Source organism: Parapedobacter sp. (assembly GCF_035556095.1).
Lineage (GTDB): Bacteria > Bacteroidota > Bacteroidia > Sphingobacteriales > Sphingobacteriaceae > Parapedobacter.
On sequence record NZ_DATMFT010000010.1, the window covers coordinates 26,703 to 50,704 of the forward strand.

General features: G+C 49.3%; 17 protein-coding genes. 3 read left to right on the forward strand and 14 right to left on the reverse strand.

The genetic code is table 11. From position 1 onward, the window contains the following. Positions 1-138 precede the first annotated feature (138 nt). The 3 genes from VNQ80_RS04515 to VNQ80_RS04525 all read right to left on the reverse strand — a co-directional run bounded on the left by VNQ80_RS04515 (position 139) and on the right by VNQ80_RS04525 (position 5,726). The gene (locus VNQ80_RS04515; RefSeq protein ID WP_325636263.1) at positions 139-1,926 is read right to left on the reverse strand and encodes a RagB/SusD family nutrient uptake outer membrane protein; all 1,788 of its coding nucleotides are present in this window, start codon (positions 1,924-1,926) and stop codon (positions 139-141) included. Positions 1,927-1,946: 20 nt separating this feature from the next. Beyond that, positions 1,947-5,336, reverse strand: a complete 3,390-nt coding sequence (locus tag VNQ80_RS04520) for a TonB-dependent receptor (protein ID WP_325636264.1) — start codon at positions 5,334-5,336, stop codon at positions 1,947-1,949. A gap of 264 nt (positions 5,337-5,600) precedes the next feature. After that, positions 5,601-5,726, reverse strand: coding sequence for a hypothetical protein (locus VNQ80_RS04525; protein WP_325636265.1), 126 nt, complete (start codon positions 5,724-5,726; stop codon positions 5,601-5,603). A 224-nt stretch (positions 5,727-5,950) separates the two neighbouring features. Here VNQ80_RS04525 and VNQ80_RS04530 point away from each other — a divergent pair, with 224 nt between their 5' ends. Then, positions 5,951-6,718 carry a DeoR/GlpR family DNA-binding transcription regulator gene (locus tag VNQ80_RS04530; RefSeq protein WP_325636266.1) on the forward strand — a complete coding sequence of 256 codons (768 nt, stop codon included), beginning with the start codon at positions 5,951-5,953 and terminating at the stop codon, positions 6,716-6,718. A 27-nt stretch (positions 6,719-6,745) separates the two neighbouring features. On the opposite strand, the gene VNQ80_RS04535 is transcribed toward VNQ80_RS04530, so the two are convergent. After that, positions 6,746-7,096, reverse strand: coding sequence for a hypothetical protein (locus VNQ80_RS04535; protein ID WP_325636267.1), 351 nt, complete (start codon positions 7,094-7,096; stop codon positions 6,746-6,748). A 96-nt stretch (positions 7,097-7,192) separates the two neighbouring features. On the opposite strand from VNQ80_RS04535, the gene VNQ80_RS04540 reads away from it, so the two are divergent. After that, positions 7,193-8,356 carry a glycosyltransferase family 4 protein gene (locus VNQ80_RS04540; RefSeq protein WP_325636268.1) on the forward strand — a complete coding sequence of 388 codons (1,164 nt, stop codon included), beginning with the start codon at positions 7,193-7,195 and terminating at the stop codon, positions 8,354-8,356. Beyond that, the gene (locus tag VNQ80_RS04545; RefSeq protein WP_325636269.1) at positions 8,356-9,774 is read left to right on the forward strand and encodes an arylsulfatase; all 1,419 of its coding nucleotides are present in this window, start codon (positions 8,356-8,358) and stop codon (positions 9,772-9,774) included. The genes VNQ80_RS04540 and VNQ80_RS04545 overlap by 1 nt, the downstream gene beginning before the upstream one ends. 92 nt (positions 9,775-9,866) lie before the next feature. On the opposite strand, the gene VNQ80_RS04550 is transcribed toward VNQ80_RS04545, so the two are convergent. The 10 genes from VNQ80_RS04550 to VNQ80_RS04595 all read right to left on the reverse strand — a co-directional run bounded on the left by VNQ80_RS04550 (position 9,867) and on the right by VNQ80_RS04595 (position 23,981). Then, positions 9,867-10,250, reverse strand: coding sequence for a VOC family protein (locus VNQ80_RS04550; protein ID WP_325636270.1), 384 nt, complete (start codon positions 10,248-10,250; stop codon positions 9,867-9,869). Positions 10,251-10,262: 12 nt separating this feature from the next. Next, on the reverse strand, positions 10,263-10,568 hold the full coding sequence (locus VNQ80_RS04555; protein ID WP_325636271.1) for a hypothetical protein: 306 nt from the start codon (positions 10,566-10,568) through the stop codon (positions 10,263-10,265). Positions 10,569-10,787: 219 nt separating this feature from the next. Beyond that, positions 10,788-11,969, reverse strand: coding sequence for a glycoside hydrolase family 99-like domain-containing protein (locus tag VNQ80_RS04560; protein WP_325636272.1), 1,182 nt, complete (start codon positions 11,967-11,969; stop codon positions 10,788-10,790). Positions 11,970-12,014: 45 nt separating this feature from the next. Continuing rightward, positions 12,015-13,490, reverse strand: coding sequence for a glycosyl hydrolase family 28 protein (locus VNQ80_RS04565; protein ID WP_325636273.1), 1,476 nt, complete (start codon positions 13,488-13,490; stop codon positions 12,015-12,017). 11 nt (positions 13,491-13,501) lie between these two features. Further along, positions 13,502-15,307, reverse strand: coding sequence for a LamG domain-containing protein (locus tag VNQ80_RS04570; protein WP_325636274.1), 1,806 nt, complete (start codon positions 15,305-15,307; stop codon positions 13,502-13,504). 11 nt (positions 15,308-15,318) lie between these two features. Beyond that, positions 15,319-17,115 carry a RagB/SusD family nutrient uptake outer membrane protein gene (locus tag VNQ80_RS04575; RefSeq protein WP_325636275.1) on the reverse strand — a complete coding sequence of 599 codons (1,797 nt, stop codon included), beginning with the start codon at positions 17,113-17,115 and terminating at the stop codon, positions 15,319-15,321. 19 nt (positions 17,116-17,134) lie between these two features. Further along, on the reverse strand, positions 17,135-20,455 hold the full coding sequence (locus tag VNQ80_RS04580; RefSeq protein WP_325636276.1) for a SusC/RagA family TonB-linked outer membrane protein: 3,321 nt from the start codon (positions 20,453-20,455) through the stop codon (positions 17,135-17,137). 284 nt (positions 20,456-20,739) lie between these two features. Next, complete coding sequence (locus VNQ80_RS04585; RefSeq protein ID WP_325636277.1) at positions 20,740-21,858, reverse strand: FecR family protein; 1,119 nt, start codon at positions 21,856-21,858, stop codon at positions 20,740-20,742. A gap of 80 nt (positions 21,859-21,938) precedes the next feature. Continuing rightward, positions 21,939-22,511, reverse strand: coding sequence for an RNA polymerase sigma factor (locus VNQ80_RS04590; protein WP_325636278.1), 573 nt, complete (start codon positions 22,509-22,511; stop codon positions 21,939-21,941). Positions 22,512-22,574: 63 nt separating this feature from the next. Continuing rightward, a complete protein-coding gene (locus VNQ80_RS04595) occupies positions 22,575-23,981 on the reverse strand; it encodes a sulfatase (protein WP_325636279.1) in 1,407 nt (468 codons plus the stop codon). Positions 23,982-24,002 lie beyond the last annotated feature (21 nt).

Here is a 24,002-nt window from a genome sequence, read left to right on the forward strand (position 1 = left end):
TCCGACACACTTCACTTCTTCACCATCTCTGGCCAATAGGCAATGCCTAGCTTGCCTTCTTCATGCGAGCGTTCGCGTTAAAAAATCGTTAGCGCCCGGTCCTTTCTAGGCCGGGCGCTAACGATCACTTTAGTTAAATTAAAAATTGAGTCCATCAACCCAGTCTGGATTTTGGTCGAGATTCGGATTAAGGGAACGCTCGTTGATGGGGATCGGATAGAGATAATCTCTTTTTTCGTTGAATCCTGCCAAAGCGATATTACTATGGAAAAACACATTGCCTTTGGTACCTTCGGTGAGGATGATGCCGCCATTGTTGACCGGCGTACCAATCTCATACATTTCGACGCCCACCTGGTCGGCAGGTTTGTTGCCTTGGGTGTAGAGAATGAGGTCGGTTGTTCCGTCGCCTGTCAGGTCGTACTCGCCAGCGCCGGGGAAGTAAATACCCACTAGCGGCTGGTCGATGCAGTACCCGGCTTTCCACCGTACCAGGTCGTCAAACCGGAAACCTTCCTGAACGAGTTCGATGGCCCGTTCGCGGCGCACTTCGAGGAGGGCACCGATGTTGGCGGCGGTTATGTTGGTGTATCCGGCTTCGGTCGACAGGAGGTATGGGTCGGGGTTGGCGTTGGCTGCGGCCACATCCAGGTTGGGCATGCCCACCCGGTCGCGCAGCAGTTTAATCGAAATGTCGATGTCGGCCTGCGTCAGTGTCCCCAACTCGGCCTTGGCTTCGGCGTAGTTGAGCAGCACTTCGGCGTAACGGAAAATCGGCAGGTCGTTGTACGAGTAGCCCACCCGCACGTCATACCCTTTGGTGACGTCTTGCAGGAACTTGATGGGGTGGTAGCCGTTGACTGATATCGCGAATTTATTGGGGAAAGGCCTGTTGTCCGATAACGTGAATTTAGGGTTGCGGATGCTTTGCGTCAAGCGCGGGTCGCGGTCCTGCACCTCGTCGATGAAGGTCATGGTTTCCCAGCCGGGCTGATCGGTGAAGCGGGAGCCATCTTCCATCAGGTAGGTGTTTACAAACTTCTTGGTGTACGAAGGGCGTCCTTGGGCCGCCGACATGGTAAACGACGACGCGTCGTGGTTCACCCGCGGGCTGTTGCTATAGTCGTACGCCAAGATGAACTCGCCGGCATCGGCATCGTCTTGGCTAAAGAGGGTGAAATAGGCGTTTTCAACGCCGCCGGCGGTGTAAAGCCGGTATTGGTTCCCCTCGATCACAGCCTTCGCCGCTTCGGCGGCCAGTTCGAGGTATTTATTAGCGTCTTCGCCGCCGTGGTATTTGCGGAAGGTACCTTCATAGAGGCAGAAACGTGATTTGAGGGCCAGGGCGGTCCACTTGTTGACCCGGAAAACACTCACTTCTTCGGGCAGGTTAGCGATGGCATAGTCGATATCCGCAATCATGTTGGTCATCACCAGCTCCCGTGGGTCACGTGGTTTATACAATGCCTCGTCCGACGTTCCCAACTCGGTGTCGTACCAGGGCACATCGCCAAACCGCTTGACTTTCTCGAAGTAAAACATCGCGCGGAAGAAGCGTGCCACCCCCGAGTATTTGAGTACGGCAGCCTCATCTTCGCATTGGTCAACGCGGGCGAGCAGCGTATTGATTCGCCGCAGGTGGACCCAATCCCATCCGCCGCCCGAGTTCGGAACGGTACGGCGGTTGCCGCCGATGAGAATTTCGGAGAGGGTCATCTGCACGAGGTGATCGTTCTGCTCGCGGTCGACGTTGGCCACGTTCAACATGCTGTACAGTGGGTTGGTGAAAAACTCGAGGTCTTGCGCGGTTCTAAAGTAGCCGCTCTCCGGAATCTGGCTGAGTGGCTGTCTGTCGAGGTAGTCCTCGCAGCCCGAGAAGACGGCGATAAGAGTGGCGAGCGACAGTATGTTAACTATTTTGTTCATTTTTAGCGTGTTTTCTATTGTTAAAAAGTGATATCCAAACCGAACATGAACGTCTTCGCCCAAGGGTAATATCCCTGATCGGTTTGCCCTTGGTCAGACAGCTGTTTGTTTCGGTACACATAAGCCGTTTCGGGGTCGACATACTCCGTGTTCTTTTTGAGTGGCGACCAATACGCGAGATTTTCGCCCGAGAAGTAGAGCCTAACCTGATCAATACCAACCTTCTTGGAGAACGTAACCGGCAGCGTATAACCTGCCGTTAGGTTCTTGAAACGCAAATACGCGATATTCTGGAGGTAGCGGTCGTTGGTTTTGGCCAGGTAGCCGCCGGTTGCCAGATAAGCTCTCGCGCGAGGGAAGTAGGCATCGGGATTATCTTCAGACCACACCTTATCGATAAAGTTGTAGGGCATGAACGACCCGTAGGAGGCGGAGTAGTGGCCCCAGAAGTCGCGCGTATTACCATGGAAGTAAACATGGTGCGTACCGACACCCTGAAAAAATGCCGACACGTCGAAACCCATCCAACGAGCACTCATGTTGAAGCCGTAAGAGAGCGAAGGGAGTGAGTTGCCCAGTTTTACAAGGTCGCCCGAATCGTCGACCGTATTGGCGCCGATGCCCCAGATGCCGTCGCCGTTCGTGTCGAGGAACTTAAGGTCCCCCGCCATCCAGCCACCCGTGAGCCGCGACGATTGCAGGCTCAAGTTTACCTCCTCGGCATATTGTTTGGCCTCTTCGTCGGTTTTGAAGAAGCCATCCGTCCGGTAGCCCCAGATTTCGCCCCATTCTTCGCCCACATAATGGGCCTTGGCGAATGACCGTTCGGGGTTGTCGTATTTGGTGACCACCGTTTTGTAATCGCTGAGGTTAACACCGAGGCCATACGTGAAAGGCTTGCCTGCCAAACTAAACTGATCCCGCCAGTTGAAGGCGATTTCATAACCTTTGGTCCGCAGATCGGCAGCGTTCATCTCGGGCGGGTTTGCGCCGTAAACGGCCGGTAGGGCGACACCTGCCGTGAGCATATCCCTGGTGTCGCGGATATAGACGTCGGCCGTCATGTTCAACCGGTTGTGGAGCATGCCGAGGTCGAGCCCCACGTCCCATTGCTCGGCCGTTTCCCAAGAAAGGTCGTCGGCCAAGGGATCACCTAGCGACGCTTGTTTAGAAGGCGTGGAGCCGCCGAAGAGGTTGTTCAAGTTGCTGATCGTGACCAGTCGGATGTAGGCATAATAACTTGACACGTTCTGGTTGCCCAGGCTGCCGAAAGAGCCCCGAAGCTTGAGGTTGTCGATCAGTCGGCCTGCACCGCCGTTTTTGAAGAACGGTTCTTCTGAGATTCTCCAGCCTGCGGATGCCGACGGGAAGAACCCCCAACGGCTCTCCGACGCAAAACGTGAGGTGCCGTCATATCGACCGCTGAATTCAATGAGGTAACGCCCCTTGTAGTCGTAGTTGGCACGGCCGAAGATACCCATCAGTGCATATTCGCTCTGGCCGCCGCCAACACTGGTGATGACGGCGCCGTTGTCATCGGTGCCCACCAAGTTGAGGTCATTGATATCCCTCACAACCAGGTTTTCGCCCACTGCCCGAAGGCCTTTGGTGTGGCGCGTTTCGTAGTTGAAACCGGCCACGCCCGAAACGTTATGGTCGCTGCCAAAGGTGTCGTCGTAGTTGGCAAACGCGTTGAACGCCTTGTATTTGTTGGTGCTCGCAGTTTCTGTCAGCCGGTTGATACCCGCACCAGTGGTATATGACTCCATTGGGCCATCGGGGAAGACACGGTAGTCCAGGCTGTTACCGCGGGCCGTGGTGCGGTCTTGGTAGAACCGGTAGGTGAAGTCGCCCGTAACGGTCAATGTTTTGTGTGGCTTCAACACCAAACGCGTGGTGGTTGCGAAGTCGTTGTCGGAATTGATTGTAGGGTGTTCGCCATTGATCAGCATGATTTGCCGACCGTTCCCTACCTTGTAGGTGTTAATCAAGCCATCGGTATCGTAGATGCCCGACCCGTCGGGGTTGAAGAACGGAAAGTTGGCGAGGGCGTGGTTGGCGGCATTGTGGATAACATCGTCGATACCGTTCTGGTTATTGTATTTGGAGTCGAACAGTGAGATGTTGCTCGACAGGGTAGCCCACTTATTGATGTTGAAATCAACTTTCGAACGCATGTTGTAGCGGTTGAGCACGTCAGGGTGATGCCGTTGCATACCCTGTTCGCGGAGATAGGCCCCCGACACAAAGTATTTAACATCGTCCGTGCCTCCGCTCAGCGAGACGCTGTGCTGCTGGTTGGGGCGTTTTTCGCGAAACAGCCCGTCCCACCAGTCTTGGTTGGCGTAGTAGATCCACCGTCTTTTGCCATCGCGCACATCTTCAACGACCCACGGCCGATCGGGATGTTCGGTTTTGTCGTTTACGCGGGCCAGCAGCTCTTCCATATCCTTTTCGGTGTACTGGATGTATTTATTGCCTGAGTCTGCCTGCCAGAATTTGTTGACCATGAATACCGACCAGTAGCCGCGGTTTTCATAGTCGGTCGAGGCAGTAGGCGCTTCCCAGCCCATGCGCGAACTGTAACGGACGACGGCCTTGCCGTCGGAGGCCCCCCCGCTCTTGGTGGTCACCAAGATGACACCGAATGCCGCGCGTGCGCCATAGATGGCTGCGGCCGACGCATCCTTGATGATAGAGATCGACTCGACATCTCTTGGGTTAACACGGTTCAGGTCGCCCTCGGCACCATCAATCAGCACCAACGGTTCGGTTTCATTGATCGACGTAATACCCCGGATATTGATGTCGGGCGTCGATCCGGGCTTGCCCGCACTGGTGGTGACATTAAGACCCGGTGCAGCTCCCTGTAACATGCCGGTAACGGTAGGGGTGACGCGGTCTTCGAGTTCCGCGCCGGTTACGACCGAGACCGCACCAGTTAGGTTGACGCGCTTTTGGGTGCCATAACCCACCACTATCGCTTCATCAAGTGCAACGACGTCTTCCTGTAGGTAAATAGTCAGATTGGTTTGAGAAGCCGAGACAGGCTCCGTTTTGGTAATGTAGCCCATGAGCCGGACGTTCAATGCGTTGGTTCCCTGCGGGATGGAGAGGGTGAACCGCCCATCGTCATCGGTGGTCGCACCTTTAGATAAACCCTCTGCGATAACGCTGGCCCCAGCAATCGGCTGCTCTTGGATGTCGAGTACCCGTCCGGTCACGACCCGTTCTTGGGCAGACGGTGGGGCGATCATTTCGCCAACCGGTTTTGGTAAGTCGTGGCTATTGCGGGCGTGGGCATTCCCGCTATTCAATAGGAAGACCAGCGTAGCCACGACTATCAGGAATCGCTTGCCCAAACATGCCTTACATACATATGTAAGGTTTAAATGTAGTTTGTTCTTCATTAGCTTAAAATGATTTGATTGCTTTTACAGTTTTATTCATTACGTACTTGATTTTTGCGGGCAAAATTAGCCTATTGGTAGGTCCTATACCTTCCGTTAAGGTTACGCTTATGTTATGTTTTGATCAAGGCAGCGCCTTATCCTTAGCATATCTTTCTATCCAAATACAAGTCCGCGTTCTTTCCTAATGGACTTTATCTTCACTTTCTTGTATAGGTGCCTGAATCGAGTATGTTAAATGAGCTAGTTTATAAGAATAGTTAATTAGCCGGCAATGACGCCGTGTTGCTTCTGACCAATACTGCTGAATACAGCGCCCATCCAAAACTCATTCCTGTTGTAACTCAGCCGAGTAATGGAGATAAGATTTTTTCTAAGATGAACTTTCATAGCTACCATTCCTAAGGGTTTATAATATTACAAATGTAACAAAATAAAATATTTAAAAACAAAATAAAATTAAAAATAATATAAAAATAAAGTTTAATTAATATATTAAGAGCTACCTAAAACCGGTAAAAAAGATAAATAGGTGTATTTTATTTCCATATATTCATAAAATCACCTAACATTGTATGAGAAGAGACTCAGCTTTAAATTAAATATAAATTAACATGAAGAACATTACGAAGCGGCACCAGTTCATTTTGGAACGACTCAAGAAAAAGGGGCAAATCACCATCCCCGAGCTGATCGAACAAACAAAAGTATCTGGCGTCACGATCCGTAAAGACCTCAAATTTTTGGAAGACAAAGGGCTGATTTTCATTACCCGCGGGGGCGCCTCACTCACCAACCCGTACACGATCGACCGCCCTATTTTAGAAAAGGCAACCATCAATGCCGAGCAGAAGAAAAAAATTGCCCGGGCAGCCGTTGAACTTATCGGGCAAAACGATGCCATCATCATCGGTTCTGGCACAACCGCCTTCGAATTAGCGCACCAACTGCACCCGACTAAGCCGCTCACGGTGATTACACCGGCCATTAAGGTGACGATGGAACTCTGCAACCGCCCCAATATTGAGGTACTGCAATTGGGCGGCATCATCCGCACCAACTCATCTTCCGTAGCGGGGTCTTACGCAGAGTATATGCTCGACCGGGTATCTTGCGGAGTACTATTCATCGGCGTGGACGGAATAGACCTCGATTTTGGGTTTTCCATTAGCAACCTTACCGAAGCCAACATCAACCAGAAAATGATTAATGCTTCCCAGGTAGTGGTAGTATTGGCAGACAGCTCTAAATTCGGCAAGCGCGGCATTGGCAAAATATGCGAGTTGGAGCAAGTTCAGTACATCATCACAGATACCGGAGTGCCTGAAACTGTTATGGCGGAACTAGAAGAGCGGGGGTTGAAAGTGATTGTTGCTAAGTAAACTCATTAATGGTCGGATGAAGCGGAATCAATCCTTCCTACGTACCAGCAACACATGGTCATCATCCAAAAGCAAGTATCCATATTCATAGCAAAATCGGTACTGCGCACCTTCGGCTGTTTCGTTCATATCGGTGATGTAATTGAAATTGAACCCCTCGGTCAATAATGTTTGCCATTTCACTTTCCCGCCGCCTTCGGGGCTAAGCGTCTCCAATATCTTTCGGTTCCGTTTAAGGATGTTATTTACCTTACGAAGGTAGCCGCTTTCTCCGCTGTTACGCCGGTTGTTGTAGTTGGCGCGGCAAGCGTCGTCACAAAATTTCTTGTCGGCACGCCCCACTAGTGGCTCACCGCAGTCCTTGCATTTTCTTTCCATAGGTACCGGTTCTGTTTGATAACTAGCTGATGGTGCCCTAAAGATAGGATTTTTTTTGTAAATACATTTCGTAGCTTTGCCATTCACACCGCATCCATGCGCATACTTGTGATCCATAATTTCTATCAACATCCCGGCGGCGAGGATGTGGTTTTCGAGCAGGAGAAAGCGTTGCTCGGCACGACCGAAGCGGTTTTTTCGCTAACGTTTCAAAACGAAAAAGGTTGGCGAGGTGCTTGGCAGACCCTATGGTCCCCATGGAATATATGGGCCGCAAAACGTGTGAAACAAGCTATAAAACGCCACCAGCCGGATGTTGTACACATCCATAACCTGCATTACGCCATTGGCCCCATCGCCATACGCACAGCTAAGCGCATGGAAGTGCCGGTAATCATCACACTGCACAATTATCGGTTGCTATGCCCTTCTGCAACGTTATTCTACCGTAGCAAAGTGTTCAACGCCAGCCTCCAAGCCGGTTTCCCATGGGAAGCGGTGCGAAAGGGAGTGCATAACCAATCGGTAATAAAAACCGGTTGGCTTGCCGTAACCAACTGGCTCCATCGAAGAATAGGTACATGGCGCATGGTGGACCGATACATTACCTTGACGGATTTCGCTAAACAACTGTTCGTCAATTCCTCGTTTGGGATAGCCGCTGAAAAATTCGTGATCAAGCCGAATTTTGTGGCAGACGGCTTGGATACCATGATTATCCCACGCGGACAACATTTTTTGTTTGTTGGCCGTCTCACCCAAGAAAAGGGCATAGACGTATTGCTGAAGGCTTTTTCAGGCACAGATTACTCATTGCGGATTGCAGGTGATGGTCCACTGAAAGACCGGGTAATAGAAACAACCCGGATATCACCGAACATCACCTATCTTGGTAGCCTCGGCCGCTCGGCTATCAGCCAACAACTCGCCGAATGCTCCGCGTTGCTATTTCCCTCCATTTGGTATGAAGGATTGCCCATGACGTTGATTGAAGCATTCGCAGCCGGCACCCCTGTCATTGCCAGCGATCTCGGCGCCATGCAAAGCCTCGTAAACGAAGGGATAACCGGGTGGCGGTTCGCCCCCAACGACGCAGCAGCATTACGCAGAAGAGTTACCGAATGGTTACGTACGGATGATGAATACAAAGCCCAGATCGGCCGCCAAGCACGGGAAGAATACCAGCGGCATTACACGGCAGAACAGAATAAAAAACAATTGCTAACCTGTTATCATGCAATGAAAGGAGCCGCACTATAATGACCCGTAACACCCTATTTTTGCTATTGCTAGGCTTATTACCACTGGTACCATATGCCCAAAAACGTCCCAACATTGTGTTCATTCTAGCCGACGACCTCGGCTATGGGGACCTCGGCGTATACGGCCAGCAACATATCACCACGCCACATATCGATCAACTCGCGGCCGAAGGGATGCGTTTCACCCAGTTTTACGCGGGCACCACCGTGTGCGCACCTTCGCGATCAGCACTCCTCACCGGCCAGCATACCGGACACACCTACATTCGCGGCAATAAGGAAATACAGCCCGAGGGGCAAGAGCCCTTGGCCGACTCCGTACAGACGTTTGCCCAACTGCTGCAGCGGGCGGGTTACGTTACGGGAGCCTTCGGAAAGTGGGGACTCGGCATGGTGGGCACCAGCGGCGAGCCCAACCGCAAAGGCTTTGACGAATTTTTCGGGTACAATTGTCAGCGCCAATCGCATCGATATTACCCTACCCACCTGTGGCACAACAGTGAAAAAGTAATATTGGCTGGCAATGACCTGTCGCAAAAAGCGCATTACGCTCCTGCCATTATCCAACAAAAAGCACTGGCTTTCATCGAAGAGAAAAAAGACACCTCATTCTTCCTATTCATCCCCACGGTACTGCCTCATGCAGAATTACAGGGGCCGGCAGACGAACACTATAAACAATACGAATACGCTTTTGAAGAGATACCCCACCGGGGCAATGACTACGGGCCGGAAGCCACGATAGCCGGCTATGCCTCCATAGCCAAACCCCGGGCAACATTCGCCGCCATGGTGAGCCGTTTGGATGCATACGTAGGGCAGGTGATGGCCAAGCTCGACGAATTGGGACTGGCTGATAACACGATCGTACTATTCAGCAGTGACAATGGTGCCCATAAAGAAGGTGGGGCTGACCCAGCCTTTTTCAACAGCTCGGGAGGACTCCGGGGGTTGAAACGTGACCTCTATGAAGGCGGTATCCGTACGCCACTCATCGTATGCTGGCCAAACTACATTGCCGCGGGGAGCGTCTCTGATCATATCGGGGCGTTTTGGGATATCATGCCTACGTTTGTTGAACTTACAGGTGCGCCCAGCCCCCGTTACAGTGATGGCATTTCATTCTTACCTACCCTCCTCGGACAGGGCCACCAACCTCAGCACACCTACCTTTACTGGGAGTTTCACGAGGGCGGCGGAAGGCAGGCGGTCCGTATGGGCAAATGGAAAGGCGTACGGCTTAACGCCAAAGAGACACCCGATGCACCGGTAGCCCTATATAATCTACAGGTAGATCCCGCAGAAACAACCGACGTAGCCGTTGAGCATCCAGCGATTGCGATGCGACTGAGGCAAATGATGGAGGAAGCCCATCAGGAGAGTGCGGTATTTCCGCTTTTCCCCGACCTGAAATAGTTGTGTTGTCACCTGCCTTTAGACAACGATTGAAAAGTAATAACAGACACCGCTAGCAAAACGATAACTGCGGTGTCCGTTTTGGTCATCGGTCAACTAAGCGGCAATTCACCGGACTGGAAAAATGCGAGCGGATGACCATCCGGATCGATAAATTCCGAACTCCAACCACCCGGAGCTTCGGTTACCGGCGTCACGATTTCCACCCCTTGTCCAGCCAGCTTTTCCAATACGGATTTCATGTATCCTTCCGCGAGCTCGAAGACTACAATCGGCGATTTCCCGATTTCCACTTCCCCTTCAAAAAACAGCAATTCGATACCCGTGCCTAGCTTTCCCAACAACCAATCGCCCTCATCGCCGCCCGGCTGGCGTTCGATTTCGATGCCTAGAACGTCGCGGTAGAAGCGCTCCGTACGGTTAATGTCGCTTACATTGAACAGTACGGCGATTCCCTTTTTCAAATTTACTCCCATGTTGAAATATGATTAAAATATACCTATCGTAGGAGGACTATCCTCCTTTTCGTCGGAGTTGTTGCCGTGGCGCGCCGTTTTGTGAGCATAAAAAGAACGAATGGTAAATAAATGTCCGTCGGGATCATGGCTGCCGATTGTTACGCGGGTATCGTATCGGCGCAGATTCGCCAACGCATGGAACGAGCGGATGAGTGAGCGGCGAAGTACCCCGCTCATGAATTCGTTCTTCCCTCTTCCTCCTACGGGCTTCAGTACGGGCGATAAATGCCGCGCGGTTCCGGAGAAAGCCTCTTCCCCACGCCATGAAATGTGCATCCAAAAAATCTTTGCCGGTTATCACGGCCTCGAGAAGCAGGTCTTGTACCAAATCATCCACTTCTTCCGGTCGACGGGAATATTGCCTGGCAATCCGATACATTTCATCAATGGGCGGCACATTCATCGCTTACAACTTGTTGGCAATAAATATCGGATTTTTATTCGTATTGGATTACAGGTATCTTCTTCTTCACAGTAATATTAGCCTTTACGACATTATTGATTTATTTTTCCGAAGACATCCCGGATGGCCTCTAAATAGGCCATGCCATTTACCTTATCTGGCTCTAGGTAACTCCCTTCGGTCCATTCGTTCCAGCAATTCACCGTTATAATCTTATCGCCCGCTAAACGTTGATCTGCAAATTTTTTCATGGTTACCAGCGATTTTTTGAATGCCTCCGGTGTATTCCCGACCATGACCGGCATATAAGGGTAACCTAGATTCTCAAAAGCGGTAGCTTGGTGAGTTCTCGGCGATGCGTCCCAACCCATTGTCATATTTGGGTAATAGGGTATTTTATACTCTTTCACAGCCTCCTCAGCATATTTGAAGTATTCCGTACTGACGGAGTCGTAAGATGTAGCTGGAAATTGATTGAGCCCCACGTGATGTATCCACACGTAGGATGTAAACGAATTAAAGCCCAATTCTTCTACCAAAGCGGCAGGATTGCTGACCACCTCTTCACTGGGCAATACGGTACGTCCCCATACTACCGCATTCATGTTGATGTCGTGAAAACCTGCTTTTCGTGCCTTTTCCCGAAATGCATCAATGCCTTTCCGGGTATCGGCCACACTGCCAAAAATCTCAATAAAGCGGGTCAAATCATAAATCGAAAAATAAGGTGCACCATTAATCTGCCAGTAAGACGGGTGCGAAAAGTATTTTTCAATGATAAAGTCCGTCATCTTATCCCAAGTTTCTTTCGTGATTTTACCTGGATAAAGCATCTCGCGGTCCTCCCGCGAGTCGAAAGGGTGAATATCTTCCCAATCATGGTTGGCCCACATGAGTGCAAATTTTAGCAGATCATTGTTTTTCGCCATCATAAAACCTTCTTCCAATGCCCGCTCCAAAAACTGACCGTCATCGTAGTAATACCAGTCAAAAATAAAGGCATCTATTCCATGCGTATGTGCAGCGTCGATTTTCTGTGCCATAGCAACCGGATCAGCTTCATCCGTATATCCCCAAAGCGGTTCTATGGGCTGCCGATGGCTTTCAAACCTCGGTTTGGCATTCTTCACGAGCTCCCATTCGGTCCATCCTGCCCCATGTATCTTTTCGTTGCGAGCATCGACATGATAGTTGGGAAAATAATATGCCGCCACCGTATACGGCCGCTCCTGTTCATGGAGCGTGCCGGAGCAAGACATTATTACACTACTCATACCTAGGGCAACTAAATAAATAGTTTTCTTCATCATCTACTAAATTTAAATCATTTGCATGGATTCAATAAAAGGGTTGGTTGTGATTCGAGCCGCCACCAGCGTATTCAGTGGCTCGCCATTGAATTTCCAACGGTGGATTTGTACATCACGTATCATAGCATGGTCATTTGCCCCTTGAAACACCGAAGCCGGCATATCCGCACCGGGTTGCCGGCTAATCGAAATATCAGCTACGGTTAACCCGTCTAATGTCCCGAATCGTTCTTCCTGTGAATAGTCCGTTTTAGTAATGCGGGCCTCTAGCAGATACGGAACATAGCTCCCTTTGCCTTCATCGGCATACACTTCCTGGGGTTGGGTCTGGAGTTTCGGCTGGTAATGCACCTCATCCATTTCTATACGGATGTTTTCAAACCGGATATCGCGGATAGCAGCGCCATCACCATGCAGGATATCCATCGCTGCATAGGACGTACGTATGATATCGCAGTTGTGAAACCGAATCTTTTCTATGGCGGGGGCTACGGTCTCCGCTCCGATTTCAAAAGCCTTTCCCCAGTCACACCAAACAACACAGTTTTCAAAACGCACATCATCTACGGAAAGATGCTGATAGGCACCCTTCTTTCCTTTCACTACCAGTCCATCGTCAAATGATCGGACAAAGCAGTTGGAAACCACGACCCGCTGGCTGTTGCAAACATCAATACCATCAGCATTGTAGCGCCACAAGCCGATCAGTTTTACACCATCGATATGAATATCCGAACAGCCGAACAAGCTGAGACACCAGGTGTCGGGATCCCGTAGAATGACCCCACTCACCTTGCAATCTGAACACCCCTCCAACCGGATAGCTCCTACGCCTTTACCACGTTCCAGCTTGCTTACGTCGATGATTCCACGACCGGAGATGGAGACCCCATGGGCGTTGATGGCATGGAAACAACCATGGACCATAGCCCCCCGTTCGAGATATACAGAATCACCACTACTCAGCTCCTTTTTCCCGATTTCATGTACACCGGGCCCGAAGTAATAGGTACATGCTTTGCGTTGTGCAAGAGGTATTGTGACCGGCGGTTGCGCAAATAAATGTATGGCATGATGGTAGCCGTTTATTTCTACAACCAAATCCATTGGGTGTGGCACTGTAAATCGGATTTTCCGGCCTTTAATCTCGGGATTAATCCCCGCAGCGAGGGGCCGGACGACTACCTTGTGTATAGGGACAGCAGAAGTTAAACTCACCGTTGCTTCAGTCTCCATGTCCCAAGTAGCAAATGTGGCCAATTCTGTCTGATCAAGTGGGCGCTGGTAGCCTGGCCAAACTTGGTTGAAGGGAACAGCCGACACCCTGCATGCTTGCAAAGGCACCGGCTTACCACTAACGGTAAGCCGGTGGTTCGCCGGTGGCAATTTAGCGTATGACGTCCGATATAGTGCAGTCCCGGCAGCCAATAAAGCGAGCTGCCTGAGCATTTCTTTCCGTGTATAGTACTTGTTGTTGCTATTCATCTATTATTCTTTTAGCGCGATTCAAATGCGTAGAGCTCGCCGATTCGATCTGCATCCAATGCTTTATTGTATATGCGTATCTCGTCTACCATTCCTTTCACGTAAGGGTCACCTTCGGCCGGTGCAATACGATATCCTACACGCATAGGGTTGAGGGAAGGCGCAACTGAGCCACTAATATCTGTGTCGCCAATCCCCGTCAACTCTCCATCGACATAGATTCGAACACGCGTGCCGTCATAGCTACCAACGAGATGATGCCAAGTAGCCGGGCTCAACTGCTTATCCCACCAAAAAACAGAACTTCCAGCTGCATACCATCCACCATTTGTAGTGTTTACTACGAAATGCCCCCTGCCCTCGTGCTCGCCGTGGACAACAAACTGGAAAACGGATTCGACGCCAAGAAGAAAAATGTCCCTATCGGTGGGGATCTCCTCCATGTTTATCCAAAAGGAAACCGTCAACTCGTCCATACCGGTAAGCGAACCTTCAACATTGCTGATTTCCAAGTAGTCGTCTACGCCATCAAGCTTCAAGCCGTCGTTTTGTCGCCCACTTGCAAAAGTGGCGCCGTTGTGTGTTATACCCCGGTTGGGACCAGACCAATCAAAAGCCGAGTTGTTGAGATCCCAATAACCGATTGGTCCATCGGAGAGGTCGATCGTCCATCTCCTTATAGACATATTGGCTGGGTCTGAAGTCTTGTTACCACAGTACACAAAAAACCGCTGGCCAACGGTGGCATTTTCTTCGCCTTCTTCATCAACAATGGTGGCGTACTGCCATCCTGAATTCTCCGGATAAGCAGTTGTCGCTTCGTTAGCGAGCACCTTGTACAGCCGCCAGGTGATACCGTCTGCAGACTGCCACAACCTGACGTAGGTTTCCTCACCAAACCAATTCATCGACGTCATCACAAGATAAAACATTCCATCATACGTGCTGTATGCCGCATTGGTATGGCAAATACCTGGTACATTACCACCATGCGTGGCCACAATCGGCGACCGGTTGCCACCCAAGCCTGCTTCGGAGAACTCTCCGTTATAATACTTCATCCACGGACTGGTGTTACCAGCCCTCGCAGCGGTAATGACGTCAGCAACCGGTGCCCTGGCCACATTGGTGGTCCCGTGTTCGTTGTAGTAACAATAAAAGTAATCATCTTTCACGAAATAAGGTGCGCCTTGAAGAAATCCGCCCTCAAGATCCGGATCATCATAGGGGGAAATGATTTCGCCCAAGTATCGGAATGTATCACCGTTATCTGTCGAATAGGCAAGTGATATTCGCCCTTTGTTGCCACTACCACCAGCACTCACAAATTCCATGTGCAGAAAAGCGATTAGTCCGCCGAACGAATCGTGGCACAAGCTCATGATCCACGGTTTGCCATTGATGTCATCGTTGTTAACAAAGAGTTCGGATCGATTTTTATTAAACACCGGTGTGGCCAACGGGTTATCCGTTGGTCCGCTGGTTTTCTGATGGTATTCGCCCCAGGCATCCGAATGCATCCAATACCGTGTACCGTCTTTTACCCAACTGCTTAACGGGGCATCGATAAAGTCGGCCCCCGTGGCTAGCACCTGTGCAGCAGTTGCAACGTTGTCGGGTATACCTACTGTATAAAAATAGCTTCCATCCCACCCTGGACCGGGTTCGGGATTCGCTGGTTCCTCCGGGTCCGGCTCTTCCGGCACCGGTCTTTCAGCCAACGGTTCAATGATCGGCTTTTCCTTGCAACCCTGCGATAAGGCAAACAACATGCATGAACAGGTGATAAGCAAATGAAAATAGGTTCTCGTATTCATGTCTTTAAACGTTAATAACCGGGGTTAGGGATTAAGCTCTCATTCTGTCCGATTCGGCCGGGTGTAATCGGGAAGTAATAATTCTCTGGTCTGAATCTTGGCGGCGAAACTGAGCCATCAATGTCACTAATGACCTCTATACGGTATTTTCTTGTATTATAATCCAAGATATAACGTAAGCCCGAAAACCCCCTTGTCAAATCAGTCACCGCTGTTCGCCATCGCCTGAGATCCCAATATCGGTGTCCTTCGTATGCAAGTTCGACCTTCCGCTCATGCTTGATCTTCGCTAGGTCTATGGAAGTATGTTGAGCCACCCCTGCACGTTGCCTGATCTCGTTAATCGTCAGTCTAGCGGCCTCGCTATTACCCAATGCATAAGCCGCTTCCGCAAAATTAAGCAGTACTTCCCCATACCGGAAAATAATCCAGTCGGTACCTGATGTGCCCCGCTCACCGAGGTTATTTTTACTTTCATCCAAGTATTTCATCACACCGAATCCGGTGCCAAAACTACCATCTACCTGTTGATTACCCTTGGCCAGCACACCCTCGTAAGATCCATCCGCAAGTAGCGTCCCATCCGGCGTGATCAAACCGTTGTGCCAATCCAATCGGGTTCCTTTCCATGCCGTATTTAACGTATAAATCGTAGCAAAAAAACGAGGTTCTCGATCCTGCCAGAGTGCTTCGGCTGTCCACAGTCCTTGTTGTATAGCCGTCCGGTCGAGTGTTCCCTGCGTGCCGTCGATTTTTTCAAATTCCTCTGCCATCTCCAGGTAGGGAGCATCGACGTTTCCAGCCCCCCACGCATTTGGTGCCGGTGTCTGGAAAAAGTCATAGGACCAGCCGTTGCCTCCCCGGTCACGATCGGTAAATGTGTGTGGGCGCACGAATATTACCTCGGAATTATTCTTTTTGAGAAACAGATTACGGAAGTTGGTCACTTTATCCACATCTTCATCGTAAAGAGAAAATTTGTTATCGGTAATAATTTTGTTTGCTGCTTCGTATGCCTGCTGGAAATAACCTTGCGCCATTTCCTTCGGTATACCCAGCAGTCCATCGAGCTGTACCTGTCCGTATTCCGAAATACTTGCCGCATACAGGGCTGCCCTACTTTTCAACGCCAGTGCAGCATACATGGAAGGCCGTCCGTAATGATCGCCAGTTGCCTGACTAGGCAGATCAGTCACAATAGCGTCCATTTCGCTCAATATGAAATCATAAATTGCCTTTTCGCTTTCCCGCCTCGGATACAACTCCTCATGCGGATCGTCTAGTCGTTGGGCTTTAGTAATCAAAGGTACGCCCCCATATCGCTTCACCATGGCAAAGTAATTGAATGCCCTGATAAACCTAGCTTCTGCCACACGCTGCTTACGAAAGGTTTCGTCTACAGATGCGGTAGCCATTTTTTCGATAAATTCATTGGTTATCCGAATAACTTGGTAAGATTCCTCCCACCATTCCAATAGCCCGCCATTGACAGTAAGTCCGCCCATTTTAAAATAATAACCCAACGGCCCGGCCACCGATGTCCAGTTGGTTCGTCCCTCATCGCTGATGTGGTTTATGGCGAATGGTGCTGCCCAGCCTGCACCGGTATCCCATTCGTTTCCTCCGGTTTCGTTGAGGAAAATGTACGTTCGGGCATATGCCTCCGTTAAGTATGCATCGATAAGCACTTGATCGCCCCATACCTGCGCATCCGATATAACGTTCAATGGAACCTTGTCAAGTACACCTTTCTGACAACCGAACAGTGTATACGCGATTGCCAAACATGTTAATAAATATTTTTTCATGATTCAATATCCTATATAGTTAAAAAGATGCTGATAACCCGAAACTGAGTGTACGCTGCTGGGGATAATAAGCAGTGCCATGGCCAGATGGCATTTCGGGGTCTATACCGTAAGCTTTCAATCGGTCAAATGTCAGCAGATTGGTGCCTGCGAAATAAACGCGAAGGTTGGTAAGACCAGCTGTATTTAACCATGCTTCTGGCAACGTATACCCTACAGAAAGCACCTTCAATCTCAGATATCCCGCCTCTTTCAGATAATAATCTGAAAAAAGATAGTTGGATGCAGCTCCCCCAATCCGGGGTACGAGCGCATTAGGGTCGTTGTTCTCAGGTGTCCAGCGCATATCGTATAAAGCGGCCGGAACCAATAACCCAACGCCATCTAGCTTCACAAAGCTATGGTAACCCATAGCGCCTTGAAACAAGAAATAGGCATCCAGATTTTTGTACTTCAACGTGCTTCTCAAGCCTACCATCCATTTCGGCATGCTACCTTTACCGATATCAGCCTGATCCTTGTAATCTAATTTGCCGTCACCATTCAGGTCTTTGTAACGGATATCTCCGGGTCTCAATGTTGAATTATCCGAATTGTCCTGATCGAAAGGGAGTTCATCGATCTGCGAATATTGGGTAAATAGTCCGTCAGATACATATCCGATTTGACGGTCTACCCATTGGCCGGACACTTTGAAGAGTGCTAATTGCACTTCGTCGGTGTACTCGGGCTCTTCATAGTGTCCCCATTTTGACCTCGCCCACGAAACATTGCCGGATATATCCCAACTGAAATCTCCGCGGGCGCCCGTATTCCCTAATTCCAATTCAAAACCTCTGCTGTTCTGGCTGTTGAGGTTTTCAGGAGGCATGCTAGCTCCAAATGTGGAGGGCAGAGAGGTCAAGCGGGTTGCCGGTATACCTTCGCGGTTTCGGTAAAAACCCTCCACAGACCCGTACAGCTGTCGCTGCCATAATGAAAAGTCAATCCCTACATTGGAAATCGTCAGTTCTTCCCACGTAAGCGTCGGGTTAGCCAGTCCTCTTGACCTTAACCCCTGTTGGGCTCCGCTACCAAGAACGTACGTCTGACCATATCGGTAACCGGAAAGATATTGGAAATTACCCACACCATCATTACCCGAGGTTCCATAACTACCCCGCAATTTCAACTCGTCTATAGCCCGCATTCCAGCTAAAAATGCCTCCTTATCAACCCGCCATCCCAAGGAAACACTGGGGAAATAACCCCACCGGCTTGCTGCTGGAAACTTAGCAGAGGCATCTGCACGTAATGTTGTTTCAATCAGATAAGTATCCTTGTAGCTATAATTGACCCTTCCTATCACGCCTTTGCGCCCCATCTCGCTAGCAGAACCATCGTTAGACATGGCATCAGTGCTACCGGCAAAAAGCTGATCAATGGCAGGCGTAAGAAAATCGAAACGCGAACCGATTAGGTAGTCGCTGTAGTAATCGATAACTTCATATAACAGCAATGCAGACACGTCATGCCTATCGTCAAATTTACGGTTATAGTTCAACGAGAATTGTCCAGTAATCGTCCTATTCTGATTTTTACTGGTACTTAATGAAGCCTTTTCTCCCAACGCACCAGCCAATGTATAAATATCGCTACCCGGATCATAGGTATAAAATTTGACCGGTCTCACAAAGTTCTTGGTAGAGCCATATGTATGTGCATAGTTAGCAAATGCCTTTGCGCTTAACCCCCGCACCCCTTTAAATACATAATTTAGTGTCAAAGAACCCCTCAGATTCTGTTCGTCGGTGTCATTGTATCCGTAAATATCTCTGTTGGTCGTTACATGTGCTCCCCCTGTACCCCCGCCGGCGGCAAAAGGAATTTTTGCCGGATCGGGCAGGGACGCCGGATAGATTGGTAACGTATTCCAGTAATCCTCCCAAGCGGCTTCTCCAGCATTTTGGGGGCGGGAGGCATATCGCTTAAAATTCATCGTACTGGTAACATCCAATTGGATGGTAAAGTTATCCTGGATTTTCGCGTCTACATTGGACTGGAAATTATAGCGCGAATAACCCCCGCCATTTTTCTTCCACATGGTTTCCTGATCGAGGTATCCCAAAAAGCCATAATACCTTACCCGGTCCGTCCCACCGCGAACCGCAATGTTATGATGGTGTTGCGGAGCAAAGTTCCGAATCAACACGTTATACCAATCTGTATTGGGATATAGCGGGTCATCACCTCGATAGTAGCTTTCAATTTGTTCCGTTGTAAACGGGACTTGGCTTGGTGGTTGGCCGGAATTAAGCCAGGCTTCCGAACGAAGTTCGGCATATTGGCCCGAGCTAGCAGGCTTCAGCATCCGCGTAACCCCCTGTAGGGTGTAAGTAGAATTGAGTGAGAAAACAGGTGCTCCCTGATTGCCACGTTTTGTAGTCACCAATATTACGCCATTTCCAGCCCTTGATCCATAAATCGACGCGGAAGCATCCTTGAGGATGGAAATACTCTCTATGCTGTTTGGATCTAGCGAATTGAAATCGGCTTCAACCCCGTCAACAATTACCAGGGCACTCCCAAATCCACGTATCTGTATATTTGCACCATCTGCACCCGGAAGTCCCTGTTGTTGGAAAGAAATCAAGCCTGGTAAGCGACCAGCGAGCGTAGTGGATGTACTGGCTACCGGAGCAATACTTAATTCATCCCCTTTGACTGTAGAAACCGAACCTGTGACAGTTTCTCTCCGTTGTACGCCGTAACCAACAACCACGACTTCGTCCAGATCACTAACCGTAGCTTCCATCAACACATCAATGGTAGATAGATCGCCTACTGACCGCTCAACAGGACTAAAACCAACGATCGAAAACACTAAGATGCGCCCGCTTTCAGGAATACTAATACGATAACCCCCATACGCATCAGAAGTAACCGCTACAGGGGTTCCCTTAACGGATATGGTTACTCCTTCCAGCGGATTTCCGTGGTTATCTGACACATTACCTATGATTGTACGCTGTTGAGGCATGGTAATGGGTTTATTTGCGACAGGCGATGAACGTCGTTTTGTTATCGTCACAATCCCATCTTCCAACGACCAATCCAATCCTCGATCGGTCAGAATCATATCCATCGCATCCGCAAACTCCACCTGCCTCAGCTGCGCATCAATACGGATATCTGGGAGATGTTTGCCATGGAATAAAAATGAATATCCTTGTTGTTTCTGAAATTCCCGCATCACCTCTCCGAGAGGGGTGTTTTTTACGTTAAGCGTAATCTTTTGTGCGTTAGCCTCTGCGAGGGCGTTGAACGCTAAACCCAAGGTCAAGAAAATCGCTAATTTCATAATCAGTAATAATCGGTAACTGAAAGGCCAAGAAAAGCCCCTTACACATCGTGTAAAAACCATATATTTGTCGTGTTTGAATGGTTAATAATTTGGTTTCGGCCCGGTGTCCAAACGAAGGCCGCTAATCAATCCAGGCAACAAGAACGGGTGATGCTGTTGGTATCATCCGTTTTTTTGCGGATATTCCATGATGCTGTTTTATCGTTATGTCTGCATAGCAACCACCTCCTATGGATTTTAAACTGGTATCACATTTAGTTAATTTTCATTCCACATTGCTGCTACTTATTTTCGCTAACCAGCAGTTGTTTCTTCGAGCCATTCTGTCTGATCTCAAAATTAAGCCCGCTTTTAGCAAACGAATTTAAAACTGCGCTTAAAGGCTTGGCCCGGTCAACCATGCCGAAAACGAAAGTTGCCGGCATATTCCCTTCGTACGATACTTCGAGATCATACCAACGGGCTACCTGTTCGATAGCCACCCGGGGTGGCACATTGTCAAAATAGAAAAAGCCATCCTTCCACGCCGTGTAAGGTACTACGTCTACCTGAGCTATGTTCATCGTTGAGCCGGAAATGACCGCTTGCTCTCCTGGCTTTAATAGATTTGAGATTTGAGATTCGAGGTTTGAAATCTTTACCTTCCCTTCTACCAACGTGGTTTTGGTTTCGTTTTCGGCTGGATAAGCCGAAATATTGAACTCCGTGCCGAGTACCTCAACCGTTTGACCGCTGCTATTTACCTTAAAAGGCCTACTTTTATCTTTCACCACAGCAAAATAGGCCTCACCGGAAACCCTAACCACCCGTTCTGCGTCGTCAAACCGGCTGGGGTATGTCAATGTAGAAGCCGCATTTAACCAAACATTTGTTCCATCTGAAAGTGTAATTTGATAGATGCCCCCTTTGGGTGTGGTAAGCATAAGTGTTTCGGAAGGTTTAAGTAACAATGTATCCCCACTGTTGTAAGTAATATTGTCTTCCGCTATGACAATGCCGGTTTGTGTTTCGCTCAAATCAATCACCCGCCCATCAGCGAGGCTAAGTGTAGCACGATGGCCGCCGGGAAGGATTTCTTCGGCCGCGAGTATTGGGTCAGTAGGTAACTTCTCCCTATTGTCCAGAAAGAATGCCCACGTGCCCACTACCGCTAAAATAATAGCCGCAGCTGCATAGGGAAGCCATTTCCGGAAACGGATGGTGTTTTTCCGCTGTATGTGTATTTGTATTCCTTTGTCAATTCGATTACGAAGGGTTGTTTGTTCCTCCGAGGTCAACACCTCTTCACGGCCCTCGATGTTGTCAAACGCATCATAGTACGTGTCCATGAAGTGCCGTTCCGCATCAGTAGCAGAACCACGCAGGATTTTCTTCGCTAGTTTATGGAATGTATTTTCCATACGTATTGTATCCGTTTAAAATGGTCTTTACGGATATTGTCTAGAAATCCCGGGAAACTCCCAAAAAAAATTCAACTTTTTTAATTCAAGAATACCAGACCCATAATCACGGTCTTTATTAGCAGTGCCCGAAGGCTATTGCTTGCGGTATTAAGCTGGTTCTGAACGGTCTTTTGCGACACTTGAAGCTCCTCTGCAATTTCCTTGGTGTTTCGCCCTTCGAAGTAATGCATTTCAAAAATCCGGCGTCGTTTACGGGGAAGTGTTTCCAGCCACGCCGTCAAAAGGCGTCGCGTTTCCTGTTCACCGAAAGGCCCATCGGCCGTAAATGGTGAAACCAGCATTTGTTCAAAAGGCTCTACAAACGCAGGCAGAGCTTTACCTTTGGCAAGCAACGTGTATATTTTATAGCGTACGGCCGTATGTAGGTAGGGCTCCAGCCGTTGAATCGATTTATTTCCCCGATGCTCCCATAAGTCAATGAATACATCCTGTACAACATCACTGCACTGCTCCCGGTTGGCTAAGCGCCGGTAGGCAGTTTGGTATAGCGCATGCCAATAACGCTCGTAAATACAGCTAAAGGCTCCCTGATGCCCCTCTTTAAGTAGTGGTACCAAATCCTCATCCGTATACTCCGCGTAGTTATCCAATTGATGTAGTTAGTTTAGCAAAGGTAGCGGATTGGGCGAAGAAAGCAAAGCCGCCGAATACCCCTATTCACGAGCTTGTGCTTTCAAATCGGCAAAAGAACGTTGGAATGCTGCGATTAAATCCGCGTAAGCGTCGTTTGTTGCCTGATTGTGAACCTCCCAACGATTTTCGGTCAGATCGAAGAATTCCTCATATTGATGTTCGGGATACCATATATATTTATAATCCAACGAAACAACAGCCTCAGACACGGGAATGTGAGGTGAGCCATAAAAACGGTGCTCATAATAAAACCGTTCCCGAGTAGGTATCCCATGGTTAATGGTTTCAGTAAGGTCTATACCCTGCATGTCTATTGGCGTGTTATCTTGGCCGACGCCTGCCAATGAAAGGATGGTCGGTGCGATATCGATATTAAGTGCAATTTGGTCAATGACACGGCCGGGGTCTACTGCGGACTTCCGAGGGTCATAGATGATCAGCGGCACACGAATGGACTCTTCGTGAGCGAACCATTTACCTTCCAATCCATGCTCGCCCAGGTAAAACCCATTGTCACCCATAAAGATGATAATGGTATTATCGTCAAGCCCGTGGTTTTTTAAATGCATCATCAGTTTCCCCACTTCCGCATCTACGCCCGAAATCAGACGGTAGTAATCTTTTACCGATTCCTGATAGGTTTCAGGGCTTGAAAAAAAAGTTTGCCACCGGTATCGTGCAATACTTTCGGGTGCTTTGAAAAATGGAGGCAGGCTGTCCCAGTATGCAGGTTTTGCCGACTCAGGTACCGGAACCGTCGTGTTATTATACCAGTTGGCAAACTCCTCCTGCACCACATATTCCGGAGGCCGCCCGTCCAATTCATGCGGTGCTTTAAAACTCACCGAAAGACAAAAAGGTTGCGTAGACGTATCTTGCGAAACCAAAAATTTGACAATATCACGGCCAATGCTGTCCGTATGGTGTACCGGTTTTCCATTTTCATCGTAAAAGATGTAGGGTGGCTGTCCTTTTTCCGTGCACGACCAGAAATCGAACTGTTCCGCCGGCGGATTTTCGCCCACTCCAAATTTCCCGATAAACCCCACACGATACCCATTACGTTTTAATACCATTGGATAAGTCATCTTAAATGCTTCCGGCGAAAAATCCGTACCAAAATCATCAATGCTGTGCTTAGCCATATGCTGACCGGTAAGGATACTTGCCCGACTTACCGCGCAGATCGATGTGGTGACGTACGCGTTGCGGAATAAGTACCCCCGCTGAGCCAGTTCGTCGAGATTGGGCGTTCGGATAACCGGGTTGCCCAGGCTTCCAAGCGCATCCCAGCGATGGTCGTCGGTAAGGAGGAAAATAATATTAGGCCGTTTATCCACCTCGTTGCGGCGGTGGTTTGCACGACTGATTCCGCTCAACAGTACTACGGCGAACAACAGGAATTTCAATATGTCCCGCGGGTTCATTTTTTTATTTTATTCGTTACT